The sequence below is a fragment of the Actinoplanes sp. NPDC026623 genome (assembly GCF_040638275.1).
Lineage (GTDB): Bacteria > Actinomycetota > Actinomycetes > Mycobacteriales > Micromonosporaceae > Actinoplanes.
Genome location: NZ_JBEZXZ010000041.1, coordinates 24,051 through 51,013, shown reverse-complemented (window position 1 = coordinate 51,013; position 26,963 = coordinate 24,051). Strand labels below are relative to the sequence as shown.

Here is a 26,963-nt window from a genome sequence, read left to right as displayed (position 1 = left end):
GCGCGCGGCTGCACGAGCGCCGCACACGCGGCGAGGACGGACACGGCGGCACCCGTGGCGATCGGGCCGAGCCCGGCCGCGCGGCCGGAGACGGGCAGGAAACCGACGCCGACCGACAGCGCCGCGGTGGCCGCGGCGAGCGCGGCGGTGGGGGTCAGGAAGGCCGGGTCGGTCAGGCGGCGGGCCAGGTCGAGCACCGTCTGCCGGGCCTTGGGCAGCGGCGGCACGGCGGGGATGGCGAGCGCCGCCGCGGCCGCGACCGCCGCGCCGAGCACGGCGAGCACCACGAACAGCAGGCGCAGGCCGCCGGCCCAGGCGAGCAGGCCGCCGAGCAGCGGGCCGAGGGTGTAGCCGATGGACTTGAAGAAGCCGTACGAGCCGAACGCCCGGCCGTGGGTGGCCGCCGGGTTGAGGCGAGCCACCAGCGCGGAGGCCGCCGGGGAGAACGCGGAGGCGGCGGCGCCCTGCCCGAGCCGTGCGGCCCACAGCCAGCCGGGGCTGTCGGCGACCGCGTAGACGGCGGAGGCCAGGGCGAACGCCACCAGGCCGCCGAGCAGCACCGGGCGGGCGCCGACGCGATCGGCCAGGACGCCGAAGACCGGCTTGAGCAGCACCTCGGCGCCGTCGTACAGGGCGAGCAGGCCGCCGAGCACCAGCAGCGAGGTGACCGCGCCCGGCGCGAAGCCGCCGAGGTTCGCGGCGATCGCGTGCGCACCGAAGGCGGTCGTGAACCCCGCCGCGTACAGCGGCCACATCCGCCGGCGTGCGGCCTCCGCCTGGTTCACCGGTGCCTCCGCGCCTCAAACCGTGAGGCTCGACGGGCGTGTCGCATGTCGTTCATGCTCGCATCCCAGCAGCGTAGGAGCCGACCATGAAAGGCACATGAAGCCGGCGGGCAGGCATGATGCACTGACCCGCGACACGGCGGCGAGGCGAGCGGGGGAGGGGTCCGATGCGCGTGCTGGTGGTCGAGGACGAGCCGCGCCTGGCCGGCCTGCTCGCGCGGGGGCTGCGCGAGGCCGGCCATACCGCCGACGTGCGGCACACCGGCGGCGAGGGGCTGCTGGCCGCGACCGGCGGCGACTACGACGCGGTCGTGCTGGACGGCATGCTGCCCGGCCTCGACGGGCTGACGGTCTGCCGCACCCTGCGCGACCGGGGCGTGCGGATACCGGTGATCATGCTGACCGCGCGCGCCGCGGTACCGGACCGGATCGACGGCCTGGACGCCGGAGCGGACGACTACCTGCCGAAGCCGTTCTCCTTCGACGAACTGCTCGCCCGGCTGCGGGCACTGCACCGGCGCGCCGCCGATCGGGCCGGCACCGCGCTGCAGACCGGGGACCTGCGCCTGGACCCGGCGGCCCGGCGGGTGTCCCGCGGCGGCACCGAGATCGAGCTGTCCGCCCGGGAGTTCGACGTCCTCGCCCTGCTGATGTCCCGCGCCGGGCAGTGCGTCACCCGCTACCAGATCCTCGACGAGGTCTGGGACGGCGAGACCGACCTGCGCTCCAACGTCATCGACGTCTACATCGCCAGCCTGCGCGCCAAGGTCGACAAGCCCTTCGCCCGGCGCGCCATCACCACCCTGCGCGGCGCCGGCTACCGCCTCGAACCCGACGGCGGCTGACCCGTGACCAACCCCCGCCGCCCGCACGGGCTGGGCCGGCTGCCGCTGCGGTTCCGGCTGATCGCCGGCTTCGCCACCGCCATGCTGATCGTCCTCGCCGGGGCGGGCGCCTTCGTCTACCTGCGCGTGCGCTACGCCCTGGACCTGCGCCTCAACGAGGACCTCGCGGCCCAGGCCGGCCAGCTCACCACGTCGCTCGCGCGGGGCGGCCCGCCCGCCGTCACCACCGGCACCGGATACCAGCTCCTCGATGCCGCGAACCGGGTCGTCGCGGCCAGCTCCGGCCTCACGGGCGGCTCCCTGCTGGGCGACGGCCAGTTCACCACCGCCCGTACGGGCACCGTCCGCGCCGACCGCGGACCGCTGTTCCCCATCCGGGCCAGAACCCTGCGCCTGTACGCCGTCCCGTTGCACACCGCCGCCCCCGGCCGCCCGGTCGTGGCGCTGGTCGCCGTGCGCCGCGACCAGCGCGACGAGGCCCTGCGCGAGCTCATCGGCCAGCTCGCCCTGGCCAACCTCGCCGCCCTGGCCGTCGCCTCCTGCGTCGGGTACCGGCTCACCCGGGCCGCGCTCGCCCCGGTCGAGCGTTACCGCACCGAGGCCGCCCGCATCGCCGGCGGCGCGACCGGGCTGCGCCTGGCCGTGCCCGAACGCGCCGACGACGAGATCACCCGCCTCGGCCGCACCCTGAACCAGATGCTCGCCGCGCTGGAGAGCGCCCTGGACCGGGAACGCCAGTTCGTCCACGACGCCAGCCATGAGCTGCGTACCCCGGTGACCCTGATCAGCACGGAGATCGAGCTCGCGCTTCGCCGTCCGCGCAGCACCGCCGAGCTCGAGGAGACCCTGCGCAACGTGGCCGCCGACGCCGACCGCCTGCGCGAGCTCGCCGACACGCTGCTCACCGTCGGCGTCCAGCCCCCGCCCGCGCCGGACGACACCGCCGACCTCGCCGCGCTGGCCGACGAGGCCGCCGCCCGCTACCCGCACACCCGCGCCGAGCACCACGAGCCCGCGGTGGCCCGCGGCGATGCCGCCCGGCTCCGACAGGTGCTGACCAACCTGCTCGACAACGCCGCCCGCCACGGGCGGCCACCCATCACCGTCGTCACGGGACGGGCCGGCGCCGCCGTCTACGTCCGGGTGCACGACGAAGGACCCGGCATGGACCCGGCCTTCCTCGCGCGGGCCACCGCGCGGTTCACTCGGGCGGACGACTCCCGCAGCAGGCCGGGCACCGGCCTCGGCCTCGCGGTCGTCGACGCCATCGTCACCGCCCACCGCGGCGAGCTCAGGATCTGCAGCAACGGCACCCACCACGGCGTCGGCGAGCCCCCCGCCGGCCGATGCGCGCACCCCGAGCCCGGCACCACCGTCACCGTGTTCCTACCATTCCTTCAGGCCGACCCGGATAGCTACTTTCCTTTAGGTAACTACTGAATCGACGATGTTAGCGTCATCGAGTCGCTGCGAAAGGCCGTCTTCGGCCCGCGAGTTCTCGCCCGTTTCGGGCATCGACGAACACGACTGAGATGACCTCGGAGTTACTTATGATCGTAGTTACGGGAGCGACCGGCAACGTCGGCCGGCCCCTCGTGCAGGCACTCGCCGCAGCCGGTGAACATGTCACGGCGGTGGCCCGGGGGTCCGCGGACCCGGCCGCGCCGGAGGGCCCGCGTCACCGGCGGGCCGACCTGACCGATCCGGAGAGCCTCCGGCCCATTCTCGACGGTGCGGACGCGCTTTTCCTTCACGACGGCGGGGCCTCGGCTCAATTGCTCAATCCACGGGACATCGTCGACGTCGCCAAGGCCGGCGGAGTCGGCCGCATCGTGTTGCTGTCCTCCATCGGAGTCGCCACTCGACCGCGGTCGGCGTCCCATGGCGGCACGATGCGGGCCATCGAGGACGCCGTCCGGCAATCGGGCCTGGCATGGACGATCCTGCGGCCCGGTGCCTTCAACTCCAACGCGTACGCCTGGGTGGAGACGGTCCGTGTCCGGCGGACGGTCGCCGCGCCGTTCGGGGACGTCGGCCTGCCGACCGTCGACCCGGCCGACATCGCCGAGGTCGCCGCCGCGGCCCTGCACCGGGACGGCCATGCCGGACGGGTCTACGAGCCGACCGGGCCGGCCCGCACCACACCCCGGCAACGCGCCGAGGCCATCGCCGGCGCGCTGGGCGAGCCGATCCGGTTCGTCGAGCATAGCCGCGACGAGGCTCGCGCACAGATGCTGCACTTCATGCCCGGGCCCATTGTGGAGACCACCCTCGACGCCCTCGGCGAACCCACCCCCGCCGAGCGGCGGATCAGTCCGGACGTCGAGCTTGTCCTCGGCCGGGCGCCCGCTACCTTCGCCGACTGGGTCCAGCGCAACATCGCCGCGTTCCGCTGACCGTCAGGATCGAACCGGCAGGTCTCCGCGCAGATCGTCCGTCAGTTGCCGCGTCGTCGCATTGATCGGTAGAGCAGCCACAGCGCGAGCGCGACCGGGGTCAGGATCGCCGCGAACAGTATTCCGGCGAACACCGCGTAGCCGTGCGGATCGGAGGTCAGTCCGGCTGCGCTGAGCGCCGCCTCGCCGACGAGCAGCACGATCGCGGTGGCGGTGCAGGCGGCCGCGCCGAGCACGAGGCGCCGCAGCACCGTCCGTAGGGCGCTGTCTGGTGTGTCCATGTTCGGCTCCGCGTGTACCGCGATCAGTTCGGGTCAGGGGTGCAGACGGTCAGGAACGACTTCTGGTTCTCGCGTCGAACGTCCGACTCGTCCATCCAGCCGGTCTCGCCGAACAGGTAGCTTCCGGACGGGTGTTGGGGCGACTCGCGCAGCACCTGGGCGACGTCGACTCTGGCGCCGAACGCTTTCGGGCCGTCGACGGAGAAGTTGATCGACTCTGCCCTGGTCCAGTCGTAGTTCGCGGGCAGCGGTTGCTTGACCTGCAGGGGTCCGCCGGTGTCCGGGATGGATTTCCCGGCGGTGGCCAGCAGGTCCATCCGCTCCACCAGCACTCCCGGCCGCGGCGCGGTCCACACCTGCTTCGTGCTCTCCGGGGTGCCGGTGTCGAAGATCAACGTCAGGCCCGTGACGCCGGAGCACGGGGTGCCCGTCCATAGTTTCAGGACGCCGGCGTCGACGCGGAACCCGGCCGCCGCCGGCAGTGACGGCGCGTACGGCGCCTTGGTGTCGCACGCCGCGGTCATCGTCGCCAGGATCACGGCGACGCAGGCGACGCGCAGCACTCTAGTGATATCCGCCATCGGAAAGGCCCGCGTCTTCCTCGGTCTCGTTGCCGCCGGTGATCTTTTCCCACGCGTAGGAGGCGAGGAATTTTGTGTAGCCTTCGCGTGCCCATTGCTGGGAGTGGCGCTCCTCGTGGTGCAGCAGCCGGTCCGTGTCGAGAGCACCCTGGTAGGGGCCGTCATCGCCTTCGTACCATGCGTGGCCCGACGTCACCACGTCCCGCAGTTGTTGCGCCGCGTCCTTCGGGTCGTCGATGTTCAGCATGAACGTGTCGCCCCAGGTCGTTCCGCCCTGCTTGCTGAACTGATCCTGGACGAGGTTCCCGCCCAGGCCCATCATCATGCCGTTCGGGGTGGTCACCAGCCGCCCGCCGTTGCCGTGCACGAATCCCACGTCTTCGTCGTAGCTCCAGGAGTTCTCCCGTTGCCGGTCGGTGATTCGCCGCAGTTCCTCGGACCCGTACGGGGCCGGTGCGAAGTCGGTCGTTTCGCCCTCGGTGCCGTAGTCGGTGCCGGCGTTCAGGATGTAGGTCATCCGCACCGCCTTGGCGGCGTCGTCGCCGCTGATGTCGCTCGGCATCAGGAAGTACGACTTGAAGATCCCGTTGCCGTCCTCGTCCTCGCGGATCTCTTCCATTGCGTCGAGGACGTTGAAATCCTCGGGCGTGATGTGGTGATCGACGGCGATCTTCTTGATCGTGTCGACGGGCACGCCCCGGCGCACGGCATTCTCCAGCCATTGCCGGTAATGGCCGGCGGCGGGCGCCCCGGTCAGCAGCCCGGCGTCGCGCAGCGCCTGCTCCATGTCGATCACCTGGGCGTCGAGGTCCCCGCCCTTGCCGGCGTCGGCCAGGGTGGTCGCGTCGTGGTCGCTGATCCTGCGGTCCTGCGCGAGCCGCATCACCCGGGCGAGGGTGGTGTCGATGTTGTTCGCGGTGGTGAGGATCGCCGTGGTTTCCTGCGCCAGCTGCTGCCGGATGGTTTCGCGGTGCCGCTGGGTCTCGGCGCGGTCCTCGGCCTCGAACCGCGACCTCGGCGGCGGGTCGGCGGGCTTGTTGTCCACGATCGCGCCGTCGGCGGCGATGCGGAACTGGTAGGTGTCGGCGAGGGAGTCGTTGTTGGCGACCCGGCTCCTGAGGGTGTAGACGTCGTCCGCCGCGTTCTGCAGGGCCCGTTCGACGGCGGCCAGCTCCGCGACCAGGATCTCGGCGTTGTTTCGCGTATTTCCCAGCGAACTGCGCGCGCTCTCGCCCGCGGCACCGTGCCAGTCGGGCAATTTCCGGGCCTCGTCGAGCTCGTCCTGCAGGCCGGTGAGTTTGTCCCGCTGCCCGCGCAGGCCGGTGGCCGCCTTGTCGACCGCCTTGGCGTCCCATCTGCGGACGTCGTCGTAACTGACAGTCATTTCCCGAAGGCGCTCTTCGCGGAGTCATCGCTGTCGGAGTACGCCTTCGCGGCCGAGGTGACCGAGGTGCTCCATCGGTCGATCTCGTCGGCCCATCCCGTCCCGCGCTTGTTGAACGCCGACGCCAGAATGGGCGCGCTCGATGCCGCGACCCCACCCGGCAATGCTGTCGCCACCGCTTCCAGGCCGGTGCCGGGGTGCACCGCGCCGGCCTGGTCCGCGGCGGATCCGGCAGCCCTGGCCGCATGCCGCAGCTGACCGATCTGGACCTCGAATCCGCTCATCGTCCGGGACCACCCCCCTCTGCATCGGTCGACCTCCGGCACGCTACAAAAAGTACGCAAGCAAAGCTGGACGAGTCGATATCGGCCGACATCGACCTTAGTCGAGCGTGACCGGGTCGGTGGGGCTACGGCCGGGTATTGCCACGCCGTCGTGCGGGCCCGCGACGCTTCCGGTCGCAGCCTGGAGCGCGCTGTGGCCGCTCGCTGACGACGCGCAGGCAGGCGCTGGTCAGACGTAGGTGTGCATGGGGTGACCGAGCCACGTGACGGCGTCCTTGAGGGCGGCCATCACGTCGAACTCGGATCCGGTGCGCTCGGCGTAGGCCCGGTGCAGGTTGAGCACCACCCGCTCGGGGTCGGCCCAGTCGCCGAACTCGCCCAGGTCGGCTGTGCCGACCGCCTCCAGGGGCGTGCGGCCGTGGGTGATGCCCTCATCGGACAGGGCGAGAATCCACCGGTAGTAGCGGCGGTGCTCGTCGAATGCCCGGGCGATGTCGGTGCCGGTCAGCGCCGGGCCGTGGCCCGGCACGACGACTGCCGGTTCGAGGTCGGCGAGCCAGTCGACCGCCGCCAGGGCGCCGGTGACCGATCCCATGAAGACCAGCGGGGTCAGGCCGGAGAACACCAGGTCGCCGGCGAAGAGCACGCCGTCCTGCGGCAGCCAGGCGGCCAGGTCGCCGGTGGTGTGCGCCGGGCCGCCCGGGTGCAGCAACTCGATCCGGCGGTCGCCGTGGTGGACGGTGAGCGAGCCGTTGACGGCGATGTCGGGCAGCCGCCGCCGGACCGGCCCCCAGTCGGGGACCGGGGACCAGAACGGCGGGCATCCGTCGATCACGGGATCGTCGCGCAGGCCGTCGCGCATGAGCCGGTGCCCGATCAGCACGGTTGCGGACGGCAGGAGGCTGTTCCCGTACGTGTGATCGCCGTGTTGGTGGGTGTTGACCGCCATGCGTATGTCGGCGCCGCCGGCCTCGGCCACCGCGGCCAGGAACCGTTCGGTGCGCCGTGCGGTGGCGCAGGTGTCGATCAGGAACACGCCGCCGTCGTCGATCACCGCGCCGGCGTTGTTGATCCACCAGGAGCCGTCGGGCTGCATCCAGCCGTGTACGCCGGGGGCCAGTTCGTCGAGGTGGCCGAGCTCGGGTCCGGTCATGCTTGCAGGTTAACCGTGACGATGCCGGCTCCATCCCACTCGCCTGAAACCGTTGACCCAGAGACCGGCATCGATACAAACTCACCGGTTCGAACTTCAACCTCTACCGGGACGGCCGGAGGATCGCGACGGTCACCGACAGCACCAACTTCCTCGACGCCGCCGGCACCGCGACCTCGAAATACCAGGTCGCCGCCGTCGGCACGGGACGCGAGGGGCCGCGCGGCAGGCCGGTCACGCCGTGGACCGGCGGCGGCCGGTACGACCTGCCGCTGCGCAAGCCCGCGGACGGCGTCACCCCGGTCGGCGAGGCGTACACGTACTCGGCCAACGACCTGAGCGTCGGCGACGTGGACGGCGACGGTCAGTACGAGTACATCGTCAAGTGGGACCCGTCCAATTCCAAGGACGTCTCCCAGGTCGGCTACACCGGCAACGTGTTCGTCGACACGTACCGGATCGACGGGACCCTGCTGTACCGCATCGACCTGGGGGTGAACGTCCGGGCCGGCGCGCACTACGCGCAGTTCCCGGTCTACGACTTCGACGGCGACGGCCGCGCCGAGATGATGATCAAGACCGCACCCGGCACCAAGATCATCAGGTACGGCGGGGACGGCGCCGTGCTGTCCGAGAAGTACATCACCATGCCGGAGGACGACGTCCGGGCCGGCTACCGCAACACCGACGACTACCGGCTCAGCGCCGCCGGCTACTACCGGCACGTCGTGGACATGTTCCGCGGCTGGGACAGGCACCCCGAGGTGGTCGCCGGGCACTGGCCCGCCACCCTCGAGCAGGCGTTCGGCATCGCACCGAAATACGCGTACCCGCTCAGCGAGACGTCCGCGAGGGCGCTCGCCGACTACTTCATGGACGTGTACGCGCCGTCCCGCAGCAGCCGCAACACGCTGCGCGCCTTCCAGGGCTTCATCGTCGACGGCCCCGAGTACCTCACCGTCTTCGAGGGCCTGTCCGACCGCGAGCTGCAGACCATCCACTACCGGCCGGGACGCCACGACGACGGCCTCATGTGGGGCGACTACGCGATGGCCCGCATCGAACCGGGCAACCGGGTGGACCGCTTCCTGTCCGGCGTCGCCTACCTCGACGGCCGGAACCCGTCGGTGATCTTCGCCCGCGGCTACTACACCCGCACCACGCTGGTCGCGTACCGCTGGAACGGTCGTCGGCTGGTCGAGAACCGGTTCGTGGACAGCGGCTGGACGCCGATGACCAACCCCTTCAACGACGGCCCGCACGGTCGCGACGGCACCAGCGCCAAGTGGAGCACGATCACCACCCAGGGCGACCACTCGCTGAGCGTCGCGGACGTGGACGCCGACGGCAAACAGGAGATCATCTACGGCAGCGCCACCCTCGACGACAACGGCGACGTGCTGTACTCGTCGTTCGACGTGCTGCCCGAAGGCAGCGCGGCACCCGGCCAGAACGTCCGGCTCGGGCACGGCGACGCCATGCACGTCACCGACATCGACCCGGACCGCCCGGGTCTGGAGATCTTCACGTGCCACGAGAACGCCACGTTCGCCCCGTACGGCATGGCCATGCGCGACGCCCGCACCGGCCAGGTCCTGTTCGGCAGGTACTCGGGCCGGGACACCGGCCGGGCCATGATCGGTGACGTGCTGCCCGAGCAGCGCGGCATCGAGTCCTGGGCGAGCCTGCCCGGCGGCACCGGCTCGCTCGGCCTGTACACGGTGAAGGGTCAGGTCATCGGCGACACGATCCCCGGCACCAACCAGAGCGTCCGCTGGTCGGGCGACCTGACCACGCAGATCCTCAACGGCGCGCTCGACGTCACCCCGACCATCGACGACTGGAAGCGCGGCCGGCTGCTGACCGCCGAGGGCACCCGCGCCAACAACGGCACCAAGGGCAACGCCGGCCTGATCGCCGACATCTTCGGCGACTGGCGGGAGGAACTGCTGGTACGCACGACCGACAGCTCGGCGATCCGGATCTACCTGAGCACCGAGGTGACCGGCCACAAGCTGTACACCCTGATGCACGACCCGCAGTACCGGGTCGAGGTGGCTCGCCAGCAGACGGTCTACAACCAGCCGGCGTACCCGAGCTTCTACCTGGCGTCGGACACCGATTGGGCGAAGGTTCCGCTGCCCGGCCGCCGCTGATCTCCACCCGATGGCGGTGCGCCCGGCGTCGTGGGTGCGGCGGTGTGCGGACTGATGGCCATCACGAAGGTGTCGTCCCGGACGAGACGAGCTTCCTGGCCAGCAGGATGCGGTCGCGGCCGGCGGCCTTGGCGGCGTAGAGCGCCTCGTCGGCGGCCCGCAGCAGCTCTTCGGGGGTCGTGCCGCAGTCGGGGAATCCGGCGACGCCCGCGCTGAAGGTGGCGCGGACCGGCCCGTTCGCCGACGGTACGGAGACGGCCGCGCAGCGGGCCCGCCATTGCTCCGCCCGCTCCTTGGCCTGCTCCATGGTGGCGCCCGGCAGCAGCACGACGAACTCCTCGCCGCCGTAGCGGGCCACGGTGTCGCCGGCGCGGGCCGCGGCCATGAGCTCGCGTGCGGTGGCGATCAGCAGCTCGTCGCCGACGGCGTGCCCGTGGGTGTCGTTCACCGACTTGAAGTGATCGATGTCCAGCAGGACCACGGACAGCTGGTCGGTGCCGGCGGCCGGGTCCGGGCCCGTGCCGGTCTCCGCACGCCGCTGCGCGGCGGCGGCCATGGCCACCTCAAGCTCCATCATCGCGACCAGGTGGCGGCGGTTGTGCAACGCGGTCAGCGGGTCCCTGATCACCTGCTCGGCCAGGTGGGCGCGGAGCTGTTCGAGCGTTTCGAGCTGTGCGGCCTGCTCCCGGTTCGCCCGGGCCAGTTCGCCGTTCGCCCGGGCCAGCCCGCGTTTGCCCTCGTTGAGCTCGGTCACGTCGTAGCTGCTGCAGACCGCGCCGACGATCGCGCCGGAGATGTCGCGCAGGGGCCGGCTGAAGAACAGCACCTCGCGGCTCGGGCCGCCCGGGGGCGTCATGATCAGCTCGCGTTCGATGGTGGCGCCTTGCATCACCTCGCGCAGGGGGCCCTCGGAGGCGGTCGAGCCGTCGGCGCGGATCAGGGCGTCGCGGCGGACCACGTCGACGATGTAGCCGGCGTCCGCGGTGTGCGGGCTCCACTGCCGGGAGGTCCGGTTGCGATGCACGATCCTGCCGGTGGTGTCGCAGGTGGTGACCGCGACCTGCAGCGAGTCGAGGACGTCGGTGAGGTAGACCTCCTGCTCGGCCAGGGCGGCGCGCACCCGTTCCAGCGTGTCGACCTGGTGGGCCAGGGTGGCGTTGGCCCGGGCGAGTTCCCGTTTGCTGTCGTTGAGCTCGGTCACGTCACGTGCCACGATCGCGTGGCCGGTGACGACACCGGCCTGGTCGGTCAGCGAGCTGAACCGGATGTCGAAATCGACGTCGCGGCCGCCGACCCGGAATCGGGGCTCGATCCGGCCGGCCGACACCGCGGCCAGGTAGTGCTCACCGACCGGGCCCCGCGCGGGACCGGCCGGGTGATGGACGGCGGCCGCCAGCTCCAGGACGTCGGGCAGTCGCATGCCGACGATGCCGGCCGGCAGGTCCGGCATCAGCTGCCGGGCCAGGGCGCAGGCGGCCGGGTTGAGGTCGAGGATGCGGTGCTGATCGTCGACGATCACGACCGCGTCGCTGATCCGTTCGACCACCACGGCCCGGGCCACCGGGACCAGGCGCATCAGGCCCTGCCGGAACAGCGCCCACCAGAAGATCAGGCCCGAGATCAGAAAGGCAGTCGACATGTAGTTCGGGACCTGCGGGCCGAAGACCTTCAGCACCGTCAGCACGTTGAACACGGTGGGCAGGCCGGCGCCGATCAGCACCGTGGTGAGCTGACCGCGGAGCAGGCCGGCGGACCCGCGCCGGGCGCGCCACACCACCACGAGCCCCCACCAGATCAGCCCGTAGCAATACAGGGTGTGTATCCAGAACCCCGGCCCATAGACGACCGCGGGCAGCCCGGACACGGGGGAGATTCCGACCTCGGCCATGAACCGCCAGTGCCAGTCGTTCGTCGCGGCGGCCAAGCTCGCCAGGACCGGCTCCACGCTCAGCAGCAGAACCATCCGGCGGGACAGGCGGAAACCCGGGTCGGCCGACGCGCGGCACAGCAGAAACGCGCCGAACACCGCCAGGCCCGCGCCCGGGAAGATCGCCAAACCGTAGAGCCGTGCACCCGGGCTGCCACCGATCAGGATCCCCGCGGCAACCAGCGCGGACCACCACGCCACGCCCGCCATGAGCAGCGCCAGCCCCGTGGCGGCCCGGGTGGTCGAGCGGCGGCGCCAGGACAGCACGCCCACCACGGCGGCGATCCCCGCGCCGATCAGCGGTACGAGTGCGTACAGCTCCACCGGCATGGACGTCCCCCAACCGCATCGGCCTACCGTTCCAAGTACACCATCGACCACTCGGCCGGAATGCTGATCAGCGTTTGCCGTAGGTCGGGTAGCGGAAGGCCGCTCACCGGCGGGCGGGTGAAGCCACCTGCGGCCCCTCCCGGCTCATCGGCCGCATCGGCCACAGGGATCGCGACGAGGTCCACCGCGACGGCGGGATCAGCACCACGGCCGGGAAGCAGGGTTTCCCGGCCGTGGTTCCTGACGGCTACCGGGACGAGAGGTAGTCACCCGCCACGGTGCGCAGGCGGCCGTGCACGCCCTCGTACGCCTGACCCGCGCCCAGGTAGCGCTTGGCGACCTTGGCCAGCATCGTGTAGTTGGGGTCGCAGACGTTGCCGACCGGCGCCTCGCCCGCCTGGCTGATCAGCTGGTACGCGTCGAGAACGTCCAGCCCGGCCAGGTCCGCCGCCCAGGTCACCAGGTCGTGCTGGCTCATCCGGTACGCGTCCTCCAGCGGCCGGGCCGAACCGGCCGACATCAGCGCCTCGTCGGTCTCGAAGCGCGGGGTCGGTGTGGCCGCGCCCTTGATCACATCGACGATGAGCACGGTGTTCATCGCGGACTCGACGGCGGTGCCGCAGACCTCGCCCTCGCCCTGGCGGCAGTGGCCGTCGCCGAGGGCGAACAGCGCGCCCGGCACGTTCACCCCGAAGTACGCGGTCACCCCGGCGCGCAGCTCCGGGGTGTCCATGTTGCCGCCGTGCGCGTCCGGGACGATGGTCATCCGGCTCTCGAACGCGGCGGGCGCCACTCCGGCCGTACCGTGCATGGGGTCCAGTGGCAGCTCCATGCTGAAGTCGCCGCGCCGGGCGTGGTAGCGCACCAGGCCCGCGCGGACGTCGACGTCGTAGCGCCAGACCACCTCGTCCAGCGGCGGGTGCAGCATCGCCGTGGTGTGCGTGGCGGTCAGCGCCCCGAAGTGCGGGAACGTCGAGGAGACCGCCCAGTCGCGGGCCGGCGTGATCTCGGCGAAGTGCACCGCGAGGGTGTCGCCCGGCTCCGCGCCCTCGATGTGGAACGGGCCGGTGACCGGGTTGAGGTAGGGGAACTCGCACACCTGGGACGGCAGGTCCTCGACGGTACGGACCCGGCCGCCGAAGCAGTCCTCGGTGTACAGCTCCAGGATCGTGCCGGGCTTGACCCGGCGCACCGGCTCGCGGCCGCCGAAGGTGTATGACAGCTCGTCCGCGGTGGGGCGGTAGTTGACCACCTCGGTCACGGCTTGCTCCCTTCGGCGAGGCCGGCCAGCACGGGGCGCCGGCCGGTGAGGTAGAAGGTGATCAGGATGATCACCCCGATGCCCAGCCAGATGAAGCCGAGCGTCTGCGCGGCGATGTCCGCGTTGATCACCACGTAGAGCAGGATCAGGAAGCCGATCACCGGCCCGATCAGGTGCCGCAGCCAGTCCCGGCTGCCCTGCCGCACCACATAGTGGACCACCACGGCGACGTGCAGCGCCAGGAAAGCGGTCATCGCGCCGAAGTTCACCAGGGTGGACAGCAGCGAGATGCCGTCGTCGCGGCTCGCCATGTAGAGGCCCAGCACCAGGGAGACGGCGGCGACCAGCAGGGTGGCGTTGGCCGGCACCTTGTGCCGCTCGTTGATCCGGGCCAGGAACCGCGGCATCTGCCGGTCGCGGGCCATCGCGTAGAGCAGCCGGCTGGTCGCGGCCTGCGCCACCAGCGAGTTGGCGAAGCCCCAGGCGATCGCGGTGGCCAGCGCGGTCAGGTTGGCCAGCCAGCCGCCGCCCGCGACGCGGGCGGCGTCGTAGAACGAGGTGCCCTCCGGGTCGCCGTTGGCCAGCAGCCCGGGCGCATCTGGTACGAGCAGCGCCGCCACCCAGGTCTGCACGATGAACAGGACGCCGGCGAGCAGCAGCGCGCCGACCATGGCCCGGCCGATCTGCCGGGCGTCCTCCCGGCTCTCCTCGGCCAGCATCGAGATGCCGTCGAAGCCCAGGAACGACAGCACCGCGATGGACACCGCGCCGAACACCACCGACCAGGAGAAGGTGTCGGCGTTGAACAGCGGGCTGAACGAGAAGCCCGCGCCCTTGCCGGAGGCCAGCGCGCCGATGCCGATCGCCAGGAAGATCGCCAGCACGATCAGCTCGGCGATCAGCATGATCTTGTTGACCCGCGCGGTCATCTGGATGCCGAAGTAGTTGACCACCGTGTTGAGCAGGACGAAGGCGACCAGCCACAGCCAGACCGGCACGCCGGGCACGAGCGAGTGCATGGCCACGCTGGCGACCAGGTAGAGCAGGCCCGGCACCAGCACGTAGTCGAGCAGGATCACCCAGCCGGCGAGGAAGCCGACCGGCGGCGCGATGCCGCGGCCGGCGTAGCTGTACACCGAGCCGGCCATCGGGAAGGCCTTGACCATCTGGGCGTACGAGAGGGCGGTGAACACCATCGCGACCATGCCGATCACGTACGCCAGCGCGACCATGCCGCCGGAGCCGGAGTACACGCTGCCGAAGATGCCGAACGGCGCGATCGGCACCATGAAGATGAGCCCGTAGATCAGCAGGTCGGTGAAGGTGAGCGAGCGGCTGAGCTCCTGGCGGTAGCCGTACTGCTCGAGGTCGGGGGTGGACGGTCCGTCCGGCGGCTGAGCCATGCGTGGCCCTCCTTCTGTGCTTGAGGGGCGACGCTAAACCAAAAGCTTGAAACAGAAAAGGTTTCCATCGGAAGGATTTAATCGGCGTCGATGACCTGGAAATCGAAGCCGTCGGCGCGGGCGAGGTACACCGGCTGCACGGCATGCCGATCACGCAGCACGAACCGGCCGCGGCCGCCGGACACCGCGGTACCTTCGGCGACGGCGTCGAGGGCCGGCGCGGCCAGGCAGCCGGCCCGCCCGGCCAGCGCGGCCAGCAACCGCACCCCGTCGTACGTGCCCTCGCCGTAGCCGTTGAGCACCGGGGCGTCCATGCCGAACCGCCCCGCGTACCGCTGCGCGAAGGCCAGCGCCGCGTCGGTCGACAGCGCGGCGAAGTAGCCCATCGTCGCGTAGAGCTCGCCGGTGCCGTCGCCGCCCGCGCCCAGCAGGCCGTTCTCCTCCAGCGCCGCGCACACCCGGGCCACCCGCCCGGCCGCCGGCGAGCGGGCGAACACCCGGTTGAACGCCACCAGGTCGCTGCCGACCAGGGTGAGCAGCACCGCGTCGACCCGGGCGGCGATCACGTCGGCGACCAGCGCCGCCGCGTCCGCGCCGCCGCGCGGCACGTACCGCTCACCCACCACCCGGGCGCCGGCCCGGATCAGCCGCCGGCCGGCCACCTCGTGCACCCGGCGCGGCCACACGTAGTCGTTGCCCAGCAGGAACCACCGCCGGGCCCGCGCGGCCAGCAGCCGGTCCAGCGCCGGCCCCAGCTGCCGCTGCGGCGTCTCGCCCAGCAGAAACACGCCGGGGGTACGCACGCCGCCCTCGTACGGCGGGGTGAAGACGTACGGGACCCGCCCGCCCAGCACGCGCATCAGCGCCACCCGGACGTCGCTCGCGTGCGTGCCCACCACGGCGGCCAGGGCGTTCGCCCGGACCAGCCCGGCCACCTCCGCCGCCACCTCGGCCGGCGCCCGCCCGCCGTCGACAAGCGTCAGCTCCACCGGCCGGCCGAGGATGCCGCCGGCGGCGTTCAGCTCGGCGGCGGCGAGCACGGCGCAGTTCAGCGCCGACGGCGCCAGCAGCCCGAGGGTCCCGGACGCCGGCACCACGATGCCGATCCGCACGGCCCCGCCCGGCTCGGGAGCGAGCAGCCGGGCCTCCAGCGGATCGGTGACGAGAACGACGTCGTCGGGCATGCGCCGAGTATCTTCGCTGTCAGGCGTACGAAAAAGGGGGTATCGGAGTTGGCCGCGACCGGACTGCGCGCACACCTGTCGTACCTGCTCAGCGAGGTCGAACGCCAGATCAGCCGGCAGCTCGCGGCCGGGCTGGCCGCCGAGGGCGTCAGCGTGGAGCAGTGGCGCATCCTGCGGGCGCTGTCCGACGGGCGCGGTCACTCGATGACCGACCTGGCCGAGGCCGTGCTGATGCCGCACCCCACCCTCACCAAGGCCGTCGACCGCCTGGTCGACAACGCCGTGATCTACCGCCGCCAGGACACGGCCGACCGCCGGCGGGTCGCCGTCTACCTCTCCGACCTCGGCCGCGACCTCGTCGCCCGGCTGGACCGCCGGGCCGCCGAGCATCACGCCGAGGTGGCCGCCGCGTTCGGCGCCGAGCGCACCGAGCGGCTGATGCGCGAGCTGGAGGCGCTGGCCGCGGCCGGCCGGGCGCAGGACCAGCGTCCCTGAACGGCCCCGGAGGGCCCACGACGGCGCAGCGGGAGGCCCGGTCGGGTCCCTCAGCCCGGTCAGCGCACGATGACGTCGTCGACGTCGCGGCGGGGCGTGGGATGGCCGGGGCTGCCGTACCCGATCCGCAGGGCCATCTGCGGGATGCCCGAGCGGTGCAGCGAGTGGCGCAGCTGCTCGCGGGCGGTGGGCACCTCGATGGGCTGGGACATCATCGAGCCGGCTAGGCCGGCGTCGGTGACCGTGAGCAGGACGCGTTGCAGCGCCTGCCCGGCGTTGATCTGATCGACGGGTCCGTCACCGGTCGACCCGAGGACACCGACGAGCGGCTCGGGTTCGAAGTCCCGGCCGGCCGCCCGTCGCCGACCGGCGAACGGTCGCTGCGGCAGCAGGTCCTGGTGCTCGGCGGCGGGGCCGCCGGCCGTGACCGGCACCCCGTCGCCGGCCGCCTCGGTGTGTATCCAGGCGGCGAATTCGGCCTGGTACGCCGGATCGCGCCGCAGCGTCTGGTCGGCGCTCCGGGCGATCTGGGCGAAGCCGCTCAGGGCAGCGATGCCGACGAGGAGGTCGAGCCAGGCGCCCTCGTCACGGGCGGCCTCGATCAGCCGGGTCCGGACGTCGGCGGGCACCGGGTCGGGCCAGAAGGGGCGCCGGTTGCTGTGGCGCCGGGGCACCGCCGCGAACAGGTCGAGCTCCGGGTAGGTCGGCGGCCGTGGCAGGGCGGGCGTCAGTCGCGCGACGGCCTCCGGCTGTGCCGGGTACGGCCGCAGCCTCACATCGGCAGGGGTGCCGTTGGCGGCCAGCGCCAGGCGGGCGTTGTAGGTGGCCGCCCCGCAGGCGATCCGGGTCGCCCAGCCGGTGCGGTCGGCGACGGCGAGCCGCCGGGCCGGGTCGCTGAGCAGCTCGATGCCGCCGTCGCGCAGGCGCAGCAGCCAGGGCTGGCTGTTGAGCAGCGAGGGTGCGTGTATCGCCGCGCCGGCGGCGAGCCGCAGGGTGCCGGCGTCGTAGGGCTGCGTGCTCATGGCACTTGCCTCCTTCGCGGCAGCGGCGGCCGCCGCTTACTCGTTGTCGATCTCGATCACGTCTTCGGCGCGGCGCCGGGGAGCGGGCGGCAGGTCCTCGTCCGGCTCGGCGTGGCCCAGCCGCACCACCAGGTACGGTTCGCCGACGTCGGCCAGCAGGCCGCGCAGCAGCCGGCGCGGCCATTCGACCTCGATGGCGTCGCTCAGCGGCGCGGTGGCCAGGCCGTCCGCGGTGGCGTCGAGCAGCAGCGCCGACAGGGCCTCGCCGCCGCACAGCAGGTCGCCGGGCTGGTCGGCGGACCCGAACAGCACGACGTACTCGGCGCCGAGGTCGAAGCCGTCACCGGCGGTCAAGCCCGGTGTGCCGTCCGGTGCGTAGTCGCGGACCGGTACCCGGCGCGGGCTCTGCCGTACCGCGGTCGAGGCCGGAACGCCGTCGCCGCTGCCCTGCGGACGGTGCGTCCACCGCAGCAGTTCTTCCCGGTACGCCGGGTCGTTCAGCTCGGCGTCCGCCGCACGTGCGGTGGAGGTGGCGAGCATCGGCATCTGGTCGCGCCGGATGACGTGCAGGTACGCCCCCTCGGCCTCGACCGCCCGGCGCAGCCCGGTCAGCGTCTCTTCGGAGACGCCGCGTCCACCGTACGCGCGGCGGTCGGTGCGCCGCCGCGGGATGGCGGCGGTGAGGCGTTCGGCGCGCGGGTCCACGTCCGTGGGGCCGGTGACCGTGATCCGGGCCAGCAGGTCCGGGTCGGCGCTGTCGGGCAGCCGGACGACGCGTGCCGCCCAGCCGGCGGCGGCCAGTGCCACCCGGACGTGGTGCAGGGCGGCGCCGCAGCTGAGCAGCAGCAGTCGGCCCTCGGGGTCGGTGACCGTCAGTGCCCGGCCGCGGTCGGCGCGCAGTTCGAGGCTCTCGCCGCTGAGCCGCCAGCGCCACGGCTGGGTGTTGAACACCGACGGTGCGAACAGGGACATGCGGGCCGAGGCCTCGAGCGCTTCGGTCGCTGGGGATCGGGCGGGCCGAACGTGGGGAGCGGTCATGATGGGCCTCCTGCCTTCTCCTTCACGGTGCCGGTTGCCGGGCGGTCCGGGTCAGGGCCGAAGGTCACATCGAGCCTGGTCCTTCGGCCGGGCGGCCGAAGGACCCGGGCGCAACGGTCCACCGGCCGTGCCGCGAGTGCTCGGAAGCCGCCTACCGTCCAGGTATGTCCAGCATCGTGTGGTCGAAGCGGAATCCGCCCGTGGTGGTCGGTGTCGACGGGTCGCGCTCGCATCCCGCGACCGTCGACCTCGCCGCCGACCAGGCATCGCGGCACGGTGCGCCGCTGGTGATCGTCCACGCCTGGCCCGGACACTATTCGGGGACGTTCCGCACCCGGGAGGCGCTGCCCACGGAGGCCGACGGGCGTCATCTGATCGAACTGGCGGCGCGCCGGGCCGAACACCGGGCACCAGGGCTGACGGTCTCCACGGAACTGGTGAACGGCGGCGCCTCGCAGGTGCTGACCGCCTGCTCCGAACGGGCGCGGCTCGTCGTGGTCGGTCACCGCGATGCGTCGCCCACCCGTACGAGCTGGGGTTCCACGACGGCGTACCTCGCACACCACGGTTCGTGCCCGTTGCTGGTGCAGCGGGGGACCGTACCGGAGCGGGGCCCGGTCGTCCTGGCCCTGTCCGCCCGCGAGCCGCCGACGGCCACCGCGGAGCTGGGTTTCGAGGAGGCGGCGCTGACCGGTGACCGTTTGGTCGCCGTACACCTGTGGAACCAGCCCGGTGGCGGCACGCGCACCGCCGGCGGTGGTCAGGCCGCGGCCCGCCGGGACGCGGACCGCCGCCTGGCCGAGGCCCTCGCCGGACGGTCCTGCGGGTACCCGGACGTCGAGGTCGAGCGGCTGTTGGTGCACGACCTGGACATCGCGTACACGCTGGAGCGCGCTTCCCGGCGCGGCCGGTTGCTGGTCGCCGGCATGGGGCGCAGCGGGCGGTTCGTCGAACTGCTCTACGACTCGCTGGGATCGGCGCCGGCCCGGCCGGCCGGATGCCCCGTCCTGCTCGTGCCGGCCGGGTGGCCCGCCACGCGGGGCGGCAGGCGCCCCGGCCGCGTCGTCACCGCACAGACACGCTAGAGAGGCTCGACGGCGCCCGACTGCTCCTCATCCGAGTGCGCGGCCGTGCGCCCGGCCGCATGACCCGTCGATTCAGGACCGTCGGCACTGATCCGCGCCCGGCCGGGAACCTAGCGTTCGAGGCAGGGACAAGGAGGTTCTGTGATGAGGAACTGGCATGTGGACGACGTCATGAGCAAGGCGGTCATCACCGTCGCCGAGGACGCGCCCTACCGCGCGATCGTGGACCTGCTCATTCGGCACCGGCTCAGCGCCGTACCGGTCGTCGACGGCTTTCAACGGGTGACCGGGGTGGTCTCGGAGGCCGACCTGCTACGCAAGATCGAATACGCGGGTGAGGAGCAGCCGCGGCTGTTCGACGGCCGTCGCCGGCGTGGTGAGCGGATCAAGGCCACCGCCCGGACCGCCGCGGATCTCATGAGTTCGCCGGCCGTGACCGCCGTGGAAGGCACGCCGATCGCCGCCGCGGCACGGCTGATGGATCACGAAGGCGTCAAGCGCCTGCCGGTCGTCGACGACCTGGGCCGCCTGGTGGGGATCGTCACGCGTGGCGACCTGCTCAAGGTGCACCTGCGCCCCGATGACGACATCCGCCACGACGTCGAGGAGGGCGTCCTGCGCGTCTACGCCGCCGCCGACACGGCCGTCGAGGTCACCGTGCAGGACGGCCTCGTGACCCTCACCGGCCGCGTCGACCGCCGGTCGACGGTGGAGATCGTGACCCGGCTGAGCCGCCAGGTCGCCGGCGTGGTGAGCGTCGTCGACAAGCTGGAGTTCGACTACGACGACAACAACGTGCTGGGCGCCGGGATCGTGTACGGCGTCGCCTGAGCGCGGTGCACCCTGCCGTAGGACCGCGGCGGTCGGGCCGATCGGCCCTGTCTCGCATCGGCGGCACGTCGAAGGCTGGCATCATGGCGCACACGGATACGGCACCTGCCCCGGTCGACGAGCGGCTTCCCCCCGTGGAGCTGTTCCGGGATCTGCGCACCAGCGCCGCGGGCCTCGGCACCAGGGAGGCCACGCGGCGGCTCACGGTGTACGGCCCGAACGAGCTGTCCCGCCACGGCGGGCGCCGGTGGCCGCGGCAAGTCCTTGCGCAGTTCACCCAGCCGCTCGCGCTGCTGCTGATGGTGGCTGCGCTGCTGGCGTGGTTCGGCGGCGCGCCGGCGTTGGCGGTGGCCGTGGTGGCGGTGATCCTGCTCAACGCCGGGTTCGCCTTCGTGCAGGAGATGCAGGCGGAACGAGCCGTCGAGGCGCTGGCGGCGTATCTGCCGGACTCCGCCCGGGTGCTCCGCGACGGCGTGCTGTGCGAGGTGCCGGCCCGTGACCTGGTGCCGGGCGACGTCATGGAGGTCGCGGAGGGCGACCGGGTCTGCGCCGACGCCCGGCTGGTGGACGGATCGCTGTCGGTGGACTTGTCGGCGCTCAACGGCGAGTCGTTGCCGGCGACGCGGACGGCGGACGCCGAGGTGGTGGCAGGTCCGCTGCTGGAGGCCCGCGAGATGGTGTTCAGCGGGACGGCGTGCACCGCCGGGCAAGGGCGGGCGGTGGTGACCCGCACCGGCATGCACACCGAGATCGGGCGGATCGCCGCGCTCTCGCAGCGGGGCCGGGTGGAGCCGAGCCCGCTCGAGCGTCAGGTGCGCCGGGCGACCTGGATCATCGCGATCGTGGCGGTCAGCGCCGGGGCCGCGTTCCTGCCGATCGGCGTGATCGCCGGGATGGGCTGGGCCGCGGCCATCAGCTTCTCGATCGGCCTGATCGTCGCCAACGTGCCGGAGGGACTGCTGCCGACCGTCACCCTGGCGCTGGCCGCCGGAGTCCGGGAACTGGCCCGGGGCGGCGCGGTTGTGAAGCGGCTGTCGGCGGTGGAGACGCTCGGCTCGACGGCGGTCATCTGCACGGACAAGACGGGCACCCTCACGGAGAACCGGATGAGTGTGACCAGGGTGTGGCTGTACGGCTCCGACCTTGACGCGATCTCATACGACGACCGGCGGGTCAAAGACCTGGCCTCCGCTGCCGCGCTGTGCACCACGGCGCGAGCGGCCGGCGACGGGGCACCGCATGACACCGGCGACCCGATGGAGCTGGCTCTGCTGCGCTTCGCCGCACAGGTGTCAGCGCCGGTGCACGCCGTCGAGCGGGACGCGGAACGCACCACCCTGTACGCCTTCGACAGCAGGCTCAAGCGCATGTCCACCATCGACGGCGCCCGCGTGCACACCAAGGGTGCGGTGGAATCCATGGTGCCGCTGTGCACCCGGGTCGTCGGCCCGGACGGGCGCATCGTGACGCTGTCCGCCGACGTGCGGGTGGCGCTGCAGGCCGCCGTCGACCGCTTCGCCGCGGCCGGCCTGCGGGTGCTCGCCGTCGGGTCTGGCGTCGCCCCTGTCGGCCACGCGGTACTGCGGGAGGAGGCCGAGGCCGACCTGACGCTGCTGGGCCTGCTGGCATTGGCGGATCCGCTGCGGCCGGGCGTCGCCGGAGCCGTGGAGAACGCGCACCGGGCCGGGATCCGGATCCACGTGATCAGCGGCGACTACGGGCCGACGGCGGCCGAGATCGCCCGCCAGGCGGGCATCGGCGAGGGCCGGCAGGTCGTCACGGGCGCGGAGCTGGAGGCGATGAGCGAGGCCGAACTCGACCGGCTGCTCGACGGCGACGAGGAGATCGTCTTCGCCCGCTCGACACCCGAGGGCAAACTGCGCATCTGCGAGGCGCTGCGCGCGACGGGCCGGATCGTGGCCATGACCGGCGACGGGGTCAACGACGCGCCCGCGCTGCGCCACGCCGACATCGGCATCGCGATGGGCGGCTCCGGTACGGACGTCGCCCGCGAGGCCGCCACGATGGTGCTCACCGATGACAACTTCGCCACCATCGTCAGCGCCGTTCACGCCGGCCGGCGCGTGTACGACAACGTCCGCAAGTTCATGCTCTACATCTTCGCTCACGCCGTACCGGAGGTCGTGCCGTTCCTGATCTTCGCGCTCTCCGGCGGTGCGATCCCGCTGCCGCTGACCGTGCTGCAGATTCTCGCCATCGACCTGGGCACGGAGACGCTGCCCGCGCTGGCGCTGGGACGCGAACCGGCGGAACCGGGCCTGATGCACCGGCCGCCGCGGTCGCCGAAGGCCGGTGTCATCGACCGCCACCTGCTGCTGCGCGCCTGGGGACTGCTGGGTGTCGTGTCGGCGGCGCTGGTCATGGCCGGGTTCTTCTGGTCGCTGTGGCGGGCCGGCTGGCAGCCGGGGGCCGCGACCGGGCCGGGCAGCGCCCTGCACGACGCGTACCGGGTGGCGACCACGATGACCTTCGCCGGCATCGTCGCCTGCCAGATCGGCACGGCGTTCGCCGCGCGCACCGACCGGGCCTCGCTGCGCTCGATCGGTGTGTTCTCCAACCGGCTGCTCCTCGGCGGCATCGCGTTCGAGCTCGTCTTCGCCGCCGCGGTGATCTACCTGCCGCCGCTGCAGGCGGTGTTCGGCACCGCCGCGCTGAGCCCGGCACACCTGGCGTTCCTCCTGCCGTTCCCGGTGCTCGTCTGGGGCGTGGACGAGCTGTACCGCTGGCGCCGCCGGATCAGCGAGGACCGGTCGAGCAGGTAGCCGGGCGCGACTACCCGGGACCAATGGCACTGGGGTGCGCCGCGCCGGCGCGGTGTGATGAAGAGGAACAGACCGAGAACCTGGGGGAGGTGCCGTCATGGCACACGTACGGACCTGGACGGTCGACATCAACATCAGCGAGCACGAGGACGAGCGCCGCACCGGAAGCGGGATCGGCTGCAGGGGTCAGGTCGACCGCCGCGAAGTCCCACGAGGAGGTGTGTGATGCCCTTGGTCTCGTCCCGGATGGCACGCTGGATGTACCGCGGGGGACGGCCCAACCGCCTGGCGCGGTGGCTGAACGCGGTGTCGGCGGCGCAGTTCTCGCACGGCCTGCTGGCCCCGCGCCGGGCGGTGACGCTGCAGGTCCGCGGCCGCACCAGCGGCAGGCAGATCACGCTGCCCCTGGTGGTGGCCGACGTCGCCGGGGAGCGTTACCTGGTCTCCATGCTGGGGGAGGACGTCGGCTGGGTGCGCAACGTACACGCGGCCGGCGGCGAGGCGGTGCTGCGCCACCGCGGCAGCGAGCGCGTACGCCTGGAGGACGTCCCGGCCGAGCGGCGCGCACCGATCCTGCGTCGTTACCTGCGGCTGGCTCCGGGAGCCAGGCCGCACATCCCGCTCGACCTGGACGCCCCGCCGGCGGACTTCGCGCGGATCGCGGCGCGCTACCCCGTGTTCCGTGTCGTGGCGAATCGGAGCTGAGGGAGGGGCCACCTGCGCGCAGGTGGCCCCTCCCGCGTGCACCTCACTGGAGCAGCGCCGGCTCGGTTTCGGACTGCGTCCGCTCGACGGGCACGGGGACGACCACCACGGGGCAGGTGGCCTTGCGAATGCATGCCTCGCTGACAGATCCGAGCACGGTGTGCCGGACCGGGCCGTGGCCGTGGCTGCCCAGCACCAACAGATCGGCGGAGCGCCCCGCGGCCGCGAGCACGTCGGCCGGCCCGCCCTCGATCACCTCACCCGCGACCGGCAGCTGGGAACCGCGGCGGCTCACCAGGGCCTGGATCTCCCGATCGAGGACGTCGGCGGCGCGCTTCGCCTCTTCCTGGGGGTTGGTGGTGGCGATGGGGCCGTACTCGATGCCGTCCCACGACCACGCGATGACGGCCTGGACCGCTCCGCCCCGATCGGCCGCCTCACGGGCCGCCCAGTCCAGGGCCCGGCGGCCTCCCTCTGAGCCGTCGACCCCGACGACGATGAGATAGGTGGCGCTCATGGCTGCTCCTCTCCGTGAACGAACACATCCGCGCACCTTCATTCAGGCCCTGGCCGGTGCCCCGCGGTAGGGCTGGCGTACCCGAGAGGCCGGGACGTTGGTCCGGCCGGGCGCGTTGTTCACCACGTGGAAGGGGTCGGCGGCCACTCGTCGGGGCCCGCCGGCGGCAGAACGGCGAGCGGGCAGCCGGTCCGGCCGGCCAGGCCGCGCACCGTGGAGCCGATCGCCACACCGGTCGCGCTGTCGCCCCTGCGGGCCGCGATCACGAGCAGCGAGACGCCCGCGCTGAGGCCGATCAGAGAGCGGACCGCATCGACGTCGGAACGGATCTCCCGCTCGGCGGCGTCCGCCTCGGCGGCCGGAAGATCGTCGTAGAGAACGTCGGACAACAGGCGGTCCGCGTCGGACATCCGGTCGTGGCGGCACAGCCGCATGCCCTCGCGCGCCGTCGCGCGCGGACTCCACACATGCACGACGCGCAGCGGCACGGACCTGCGGGCGGCCTCGCGGGCGGCGTACCGGAGGATCCGGCCGTCGTTGCCGTCGTCGTCGACGGCCGCGACGACCACCGAGCCCGGCCGGCCGGACACGGCACCGTCCACCACGACGGCCTCGGCCAGGTTCCGCACCGATGCCGGCGCGAGCCCGCTGTCCCGCAGCAGCTCCAGGACCGCCGCGAACACATCGTCGTTGCCGTTCGTCATCACAGGCTGGGTGGTCATCGCTCGCCCTCCTCAGGAGCCGGACCGGGGGGACGTCACCGCAAGTCTCCCGCGCGCCCGCCGCGGCGGGCAGAGCCGTTGGTCCTGAAGATTCGCCGCACGGCCCGCCGGTACCGACGGCCCCGGCAGGCGGGACCACCGCCTCTGTCCGCGGACGTACGTCCGGGGCAGCGTAAGGCGGAGACACGGGTGTTCTGCTCATCGGAGGCGGCAATGGAAACGAATTTCCCCCGGATGATCGCCACCGTGACGGCGCTGGTCGTCCTGGCCGGATGCGGAGGCGGCGGTTCGCCCGTCCCCTCGACGTCCGCAGCGGGCCCCGCCCCCGGCCCGGCCCCGGCGGCCACCGCCGCACCGACCCGTCCGGTTCCGGGCAGCGGCGGAGCCGCGGCCCCGGTCACCCGTCCCGCCTGGAACTCGGGACCGGTCACGGTGACGCACCATCCGGCCGTTCCGCCGGTGCCGGTCTTGACCGGCATCCGGTACGCCGGTCATCGGGCGGACGGCTACGACCGGATCGTCTTCGACATCGAGGGCCCTCAGGCCCACCGCGCCGACGGCAGCACCACCGTCTCCGGAATCCACCGCACCGGGCTACCGACGCTCAAGGGGTACGCGATCACCGGCGACTTCGAGGGCCGTGTGTCGATCGCCCTCGGACTCGACGACGTCGTCGGCTACCGCGTCGGTGAACTGCCCGGCCGTATCTACCTGGACGTGGCCGCCTGACCGGCCCGGGCCAGCTTCCGAAGGAGGTCGCAATGAGCATTACGCGTACCGACGCCCCCGGCGGGCGTGCGGCGCTGCCCGCGCTGTCCAGGGCCGTCCTGACGGACTGCGTGCGGACGGCGACCGCGGCGCCGTCGCTGCACAACAGCCAGCCCTGGCGCTTCCGGATCACCGGTGACGGCGTCGACGTGTACACCGATTCCGGCCGCCGTCTCGACGTGCTCGACCCGGCCGGTCGCGAGCTCCTGATCAGCGTCGGCGCCGCGCTGTTCACCCTGCGCCTCGCGATCCGGCGCAAGGGCTTCCGGCCGGTGTTCGCGCTGTTCCCGGACGCCGAGGATGCGGGCCTGGTGGCTCGGGTCGCCGTGGGCCCGCCCGCCGCGGCGACACCGGCGGTCGAGGCACTCGCCGCCGCCGTCGCGCACCGGCACACCAACCGGTGGCCGTTCGCGCAGACCGCCGTGCCGGGGGTCGCGCTCTCGCATCTGCGTGACGCCGCCCGGCGGGAGGGTGCCGTGCTCGCCGTCGCCGGTCCCACGGCCCGCGACGCGATCGTGCGGCTGTCGCAGGTCGCAAACCGGCGGCTGCAGACCCGGGCCGGCTACCGGGCCGAACGGTCGCGGTGGACGGTCCCACGCAGGCGCGACGGGGTGCCCCGGTCGGCGGTGGGCCCGTGGGACGCGCTGGAGACGGTGCCCGTCCGCGACTTCGGGCTGCTTCCGCCGCACGCCGCGACCGGTGCCTTTGAGCCGTACCCGACCCTCCTGGTCCTGGCGACGGAGGGCGACGGCCGGACGCAGTGGGTGACCGCCGGGCAGGCCCTGCAGCGGGTCCTGCTCACCGCGACCTGGCAGAACCTCGCCACCACCCCGATCAGCCAGCCGATCGAGGTGCCGGCGATCCGCAGGCTGCTCAGCGCCGCCGCCGAGGGCCGGTGGGCGCAAATGATCATCCGGATCGGGTACGGCCGACAGGTCGTGGCCACGCCACGCCGCCGGCTGTCCGAGGTGCTGGTCCAACCCTGACCACCTCAGGGGCCGGCGCGCGCGACGCCGCCCCTGACCTC

General features: G+C 72.6%; 26 protein-coding genes. 12 read left to right on the top strand and 14 right to left on the bottom strand.

Annotation, left to right across the window (positions count from 1 at the left end; all coding sequences use genetic code 11):
- A partial coding sequence (locus tag AB0F10_RS15400; protein WP_360624146.1) for an MFS transporter occupies positions 1-785 on the bottom strand: 785 nt, incomplete at its 3' end.
- A gap of 167 nt (positions 786-952) precedes the next feature.
- On the opposite strand from AB0F10_RS15400, the gene AB0F10_RS15395 reads away from it, so the two are divergent.
- From AB0F10_RS15395 to AB0F10_RS15385, 3 genes are all read left to right on the top strand, one after another.
- On the top strand, positions 953-1,630 hold the full coding sequence (locus AB0F10_RS15395; protein ID WP_360624144.1) for a response regulator transcription factor: 678 nt from the start codon (positions 953-955) through the stop codon (positions 1,628-1,630).
- 3 nt (positions 1,631-1,633) lie between these two features.
- The gene (locus AB0F10_RS15390) at positions 1,634-3,070 is read left to right on the top strand and encodes a HAMP domain-containing sensor histidine kinase (RefSeq protein WP_360624142.1); all 1,437 of its coding nucleotides are present in this window, start codon (positions 1,634-1,636) and stop codon (positions 3,068-3,070) included.
- Positions 3,071-3,180: 110 nt separating this feature from the next.
- A complete protein-coding gene (locus AB0F10_RS15385; RefSeq protein ID WP_360624140.1) occupies positions 3,181-4,026 on the top strand; it encodes an NAD(P)H-binding protein in 846 nt (281 codons plus the stop codon).
- A 41-nt stretch (positions 4,027-4,067) separates the two neighbouring features.
- On the opposite strand, the gene AB0F10_RS15380 is transcribed toward AB0F10_RS15385, so the two are convergent.
- The 5 genes from AB0F10_RS15380 to AB0F10_RS15360 form a co-directional block, all read right to left on the bottom strand.
- Positions 4,068-4,307 (bottom strand): hypothetical protein, encoded by a 240-nt coding sequence (locus AB0F10_RS15380; RefSeq protein WP_360624138.1) that lies wholly within the window; start codon positions 4,305-4,307, stop codon positions 4,068-4,070.
- A gap of 23 nt (positions 4,308-4,330) precedes the next feature.
- On the bottom strand, positions 4,331-4,870 hold the full coding sequence (locus AB0F10_RS15375) for a hypothetical protein (RefSeq protein WP_360624136.1): 540 nt from the start codon (positions 4,868-4,870) through the stop codon (positions 4,331-4,333).
- Between the two features lies 1 nt (position 4,871).
- Positions 4,872-6,272, bottom strand: coding sequence for a hypothetical protein (locus AB0F10_RS15370; protein ID WP_360624134.1), 1,401 nt, complete (start codon positions 6,270-6,272; stop codon positions 4,872-4,874).
- Positions 6,269-6,556: a hypothetical protein gene (locus tag AB0F10_RS15365; protein ID WP_360624132.1), complete on the bottom strand. Its 288-nt coding sequence runs from the start codon at positions 6,554-6,556 to the stop codon at positions 6,269-6,271. Before AB0F10_RS15365 ends, AB0F10_RS15370 begins: the two co-directional genes overlap by 4 nt.
- Before the next feature lie 229 nt (positions 6,557-6,785).
- Entirely contained in the window at positions 6,786-7,709 is a 924-nt protein-coding gene (locus AB0F10_RS15360) for an MBL fold metallo-hydrolase (protein WP_360624130.1), read from the bottom strand.
- 122 nt (positions 7,710-7,831) lie between these two features.
- Between AB0F10_RS15360 and AB0F10_RS15355 the strand changes: the two genes are divergently transcribed.
- On the top strand, positions 7,832-9,865 hold the full coding sequence (locus AB0F10_RS15355; RefSeq protein ID WP_360624149.1) for a rhamnogalacturonan lyase: 2,034 nt from the start codon (positions 7,832-7,834) through the stop codon (positions 9,863-9,865).
- Between the two features lie 61 nt (positions 9,866-9,926).
- Here AB0F10_RS15355 and AB0F10_RS15350 read toward each other — a convergent pair whose 3' ends face one another.
- The 4 genes from AB0F10_RS15350 to AB0F10_RS15335 all read right to left on the bottom strand — a co-directional run bounded on the left by AB0F10_RS15350 (position 9,927) and on the right by AB0F10_RS15335 (position 15,970).
- Positions 9,927-12,122: a diguanylate cyclase gene (locus AB0F10_RS15350; protein WP_360624127.1), complete on the bottom strand. Its 2,196-nt coding sequence runs from the start codon at positions 12,120-12,122 to the stop codon at positions 9,927-9,929.
- A 247-nt stretch (positions 12,123-12,369) separates the two neighbouring features.
- On the bottom strand, positions 12,370-13,383 hold the full coding sequence (locus AB0F10_RS15345) for an acetamidase/formamidase family protein (protein WP_360624125.1): 1,014 nt from the start codon (positions 13,381-13,383) through the stop codon (positions 12,370-12,372).
- Positions 13,380-14,786: an APC family permease gene (locus tag AB0F10_RS15340; RefSeq protein ID WP_360624123.1), complete on the bottom strand. Its 1,407-nt coding sequence runs from the start codon at positions 14,784-14,786 to the stop codon at positions 13,380-13,382. Before AB0F10_RS15340 ends, AB0F10_RS15345 begins: the two co-directional genes overlap by 4 nt.
- Positions 14,787-14,863: 77 nt before the next feature.
- Entirely contained in the window at positions 14,864-15,970 is a 1,107-nt protein-coding gene (locus AB0F10_RS15335) for a substrate-binding domain-containing protein (RefSeq protein ID WP_360624121.1), read from the bottom strand.
- Positions 15,971-16,018: 48 nt separating this feature from the next.
- Between AB0F10_RS15335 and AB0F10_RS15330 the strand changes: the two genes are divergently transcribed.
- A complete protein-coding gene (locus AB0F10_RS15330; RefSeq protein WP_360624119.1) occupies positions 16,019-16,465 on the top strand; it encodes a MarR family transcriptional regulator in 447 nt (148 codons plus the stop codon).
- Positions 16,466-16,524: 59 nt separating this feature from the next.
- Here the strand turns inward: AB0F10_RS15330 and AB0F10_RS15325 are convergent, their stop codons facing one another.
- A complete protein-coding gene (locus AB0F10_RS15325) occupies positions 16,525-17,487 on the bottom strand; it encodes an Acg family FMN-binding oxidoreductase (protein WP_360624117.1) in 963 nt (320 codons plus the stop codon).
- A gap of 36 nt (positions 17,488-17,523) precedes the next feature.
- Positions 17,524-18,525, bottom strand: coding sequence for an Acg family FMN-binding oxidoreductase (locus AB0F10_RS15320; RefSeq protein WP_360624115.1), 1,002 nt, complete (start codon positions 18,523-18,525; stop codon positions 17,524-17,526).
- A gap of 164 nt (positions 18,526-18,689) precedes the next feature.
- On the opposite strand from AB0F10_RS15320, the gene AB0F10_RS15315 reads away from it, so the two are divergent.
- From AB0F10_RS15315 to AB0F10_RS15295, 5 genes are all read left to right on the top strand, one after another.
- A complete protein-coding gene (locus AB0F10_RS15315; protein WP_360624113.1) occupies positions 18,690-19,610 on the top strand; it encodes a universal stress protein in 921 nt (306 codons plus the stop codon).
- Positions 19,611-19,754: 144 nt separating this feature from the next.
- The gene (locus AB0F10_RS15310) at positions 19,755-20,441 is read left to right on the top strand and encodes a CBS domain-containing protein (protein ID WP_360624111.1); all 687 of its coding nucleotides are present in this window, start codon (positions 19,755-19,757) and stop codon (positions 20,439-20,441) included.
- Between the two features lie 83 nt (positions 20,442-20,524).
- Complete coding sequence (locus AB0F10_RS15305) at positions 20,525-23,224, top strand: cation-transporting P-type ATPase (protein WP_360624109.1); 2,700 nt, start codon at positions 20,525-20,527, stop codon at positions 23,222-23,224.
- A gap of 97 nt (positions 23,225-23,321) precedes the next feature.
- Positions 23,322-23,450, top strand: coding sequence for a hypothetical protein (locus AB0F10_RS15300; protein ID WP_360624107.1), 129 nt, complete (start codon positions 23,322-23,324; stop codon positions 23,448-23,450).
- Entirely contained in the window at positions 23,450-23,929 is a 480-nt protein-coding gene (locus tag AB0F10_RS15295; protein ID WP_360624105.1) for a nitroreductase family deazaflavin-dependent oxidoreductase, read from the top strand. The genes AB0F10_RS15300 and AB0F10_RS15295 overlap by 1 nt, the downstream gene beginning before the upstream one ends.
- A gap of 43 nt (positions 23,930-23,972) precedes the next feature.
- Here AB0F10_RS15295 and AB0F10_RS15290 read toward each other — a convergent pair whose 3' ends face one another.
- Together AB0F10_RS15290 and AB0F10_RS15285 are read right to left on the bottom strand one after the other, a co-directional pair.
- On the bottom strand, positions 23,973-24,446 hold the full coding sequence (locus AB0F10_RS15290) for a universal stress protein (protein ID WP_360624103.1): 474 nt from the start codon (positions 24,444-24,446) through the stop codon (positions 23,973-23,975).
- Between the two features lie 119 nt (positions 24,447-24,565).
- Complete coding sequence (locus AB0F10_RS15285; protein ID WP_360624101.1) at positions 24,566-25,168, bottom strand: universal stress protein; 603 nt, start codon at positions 25,166-25,168, stop codon at positions 24,566-24,568.
- Between the two features lie 213 nt (positions 25,169-25,381).
- Between AB0F10_RS15285 and AB0F10_RS15280 the strand changes: the two genes are divergently transcribed.
- Positions 25,382-25,897: a hypothetical protein gene (locus tag AB0F10_RS15280; protein WP_360624099.1), complete on the top strand. Its 516-nt coding sequence runs from the start codon at positions 25,382-25,384 to the stop codon at positions 25,895-25,897.
- A 32-nt stretch (positions 25,898-25,929) separates the two neighbouring features.
- Entirely contained in the window at positions 25,930-26,922 is a 993-nt protein-coding gene (locus tag AB0F10_RS15275) for an Acg family FMN-binding oxidoreductase (protein ID WP_360624097.1), read from the top strand.
- Positions 26,923-26,963 lie beyond the last annotated feature (41 nt).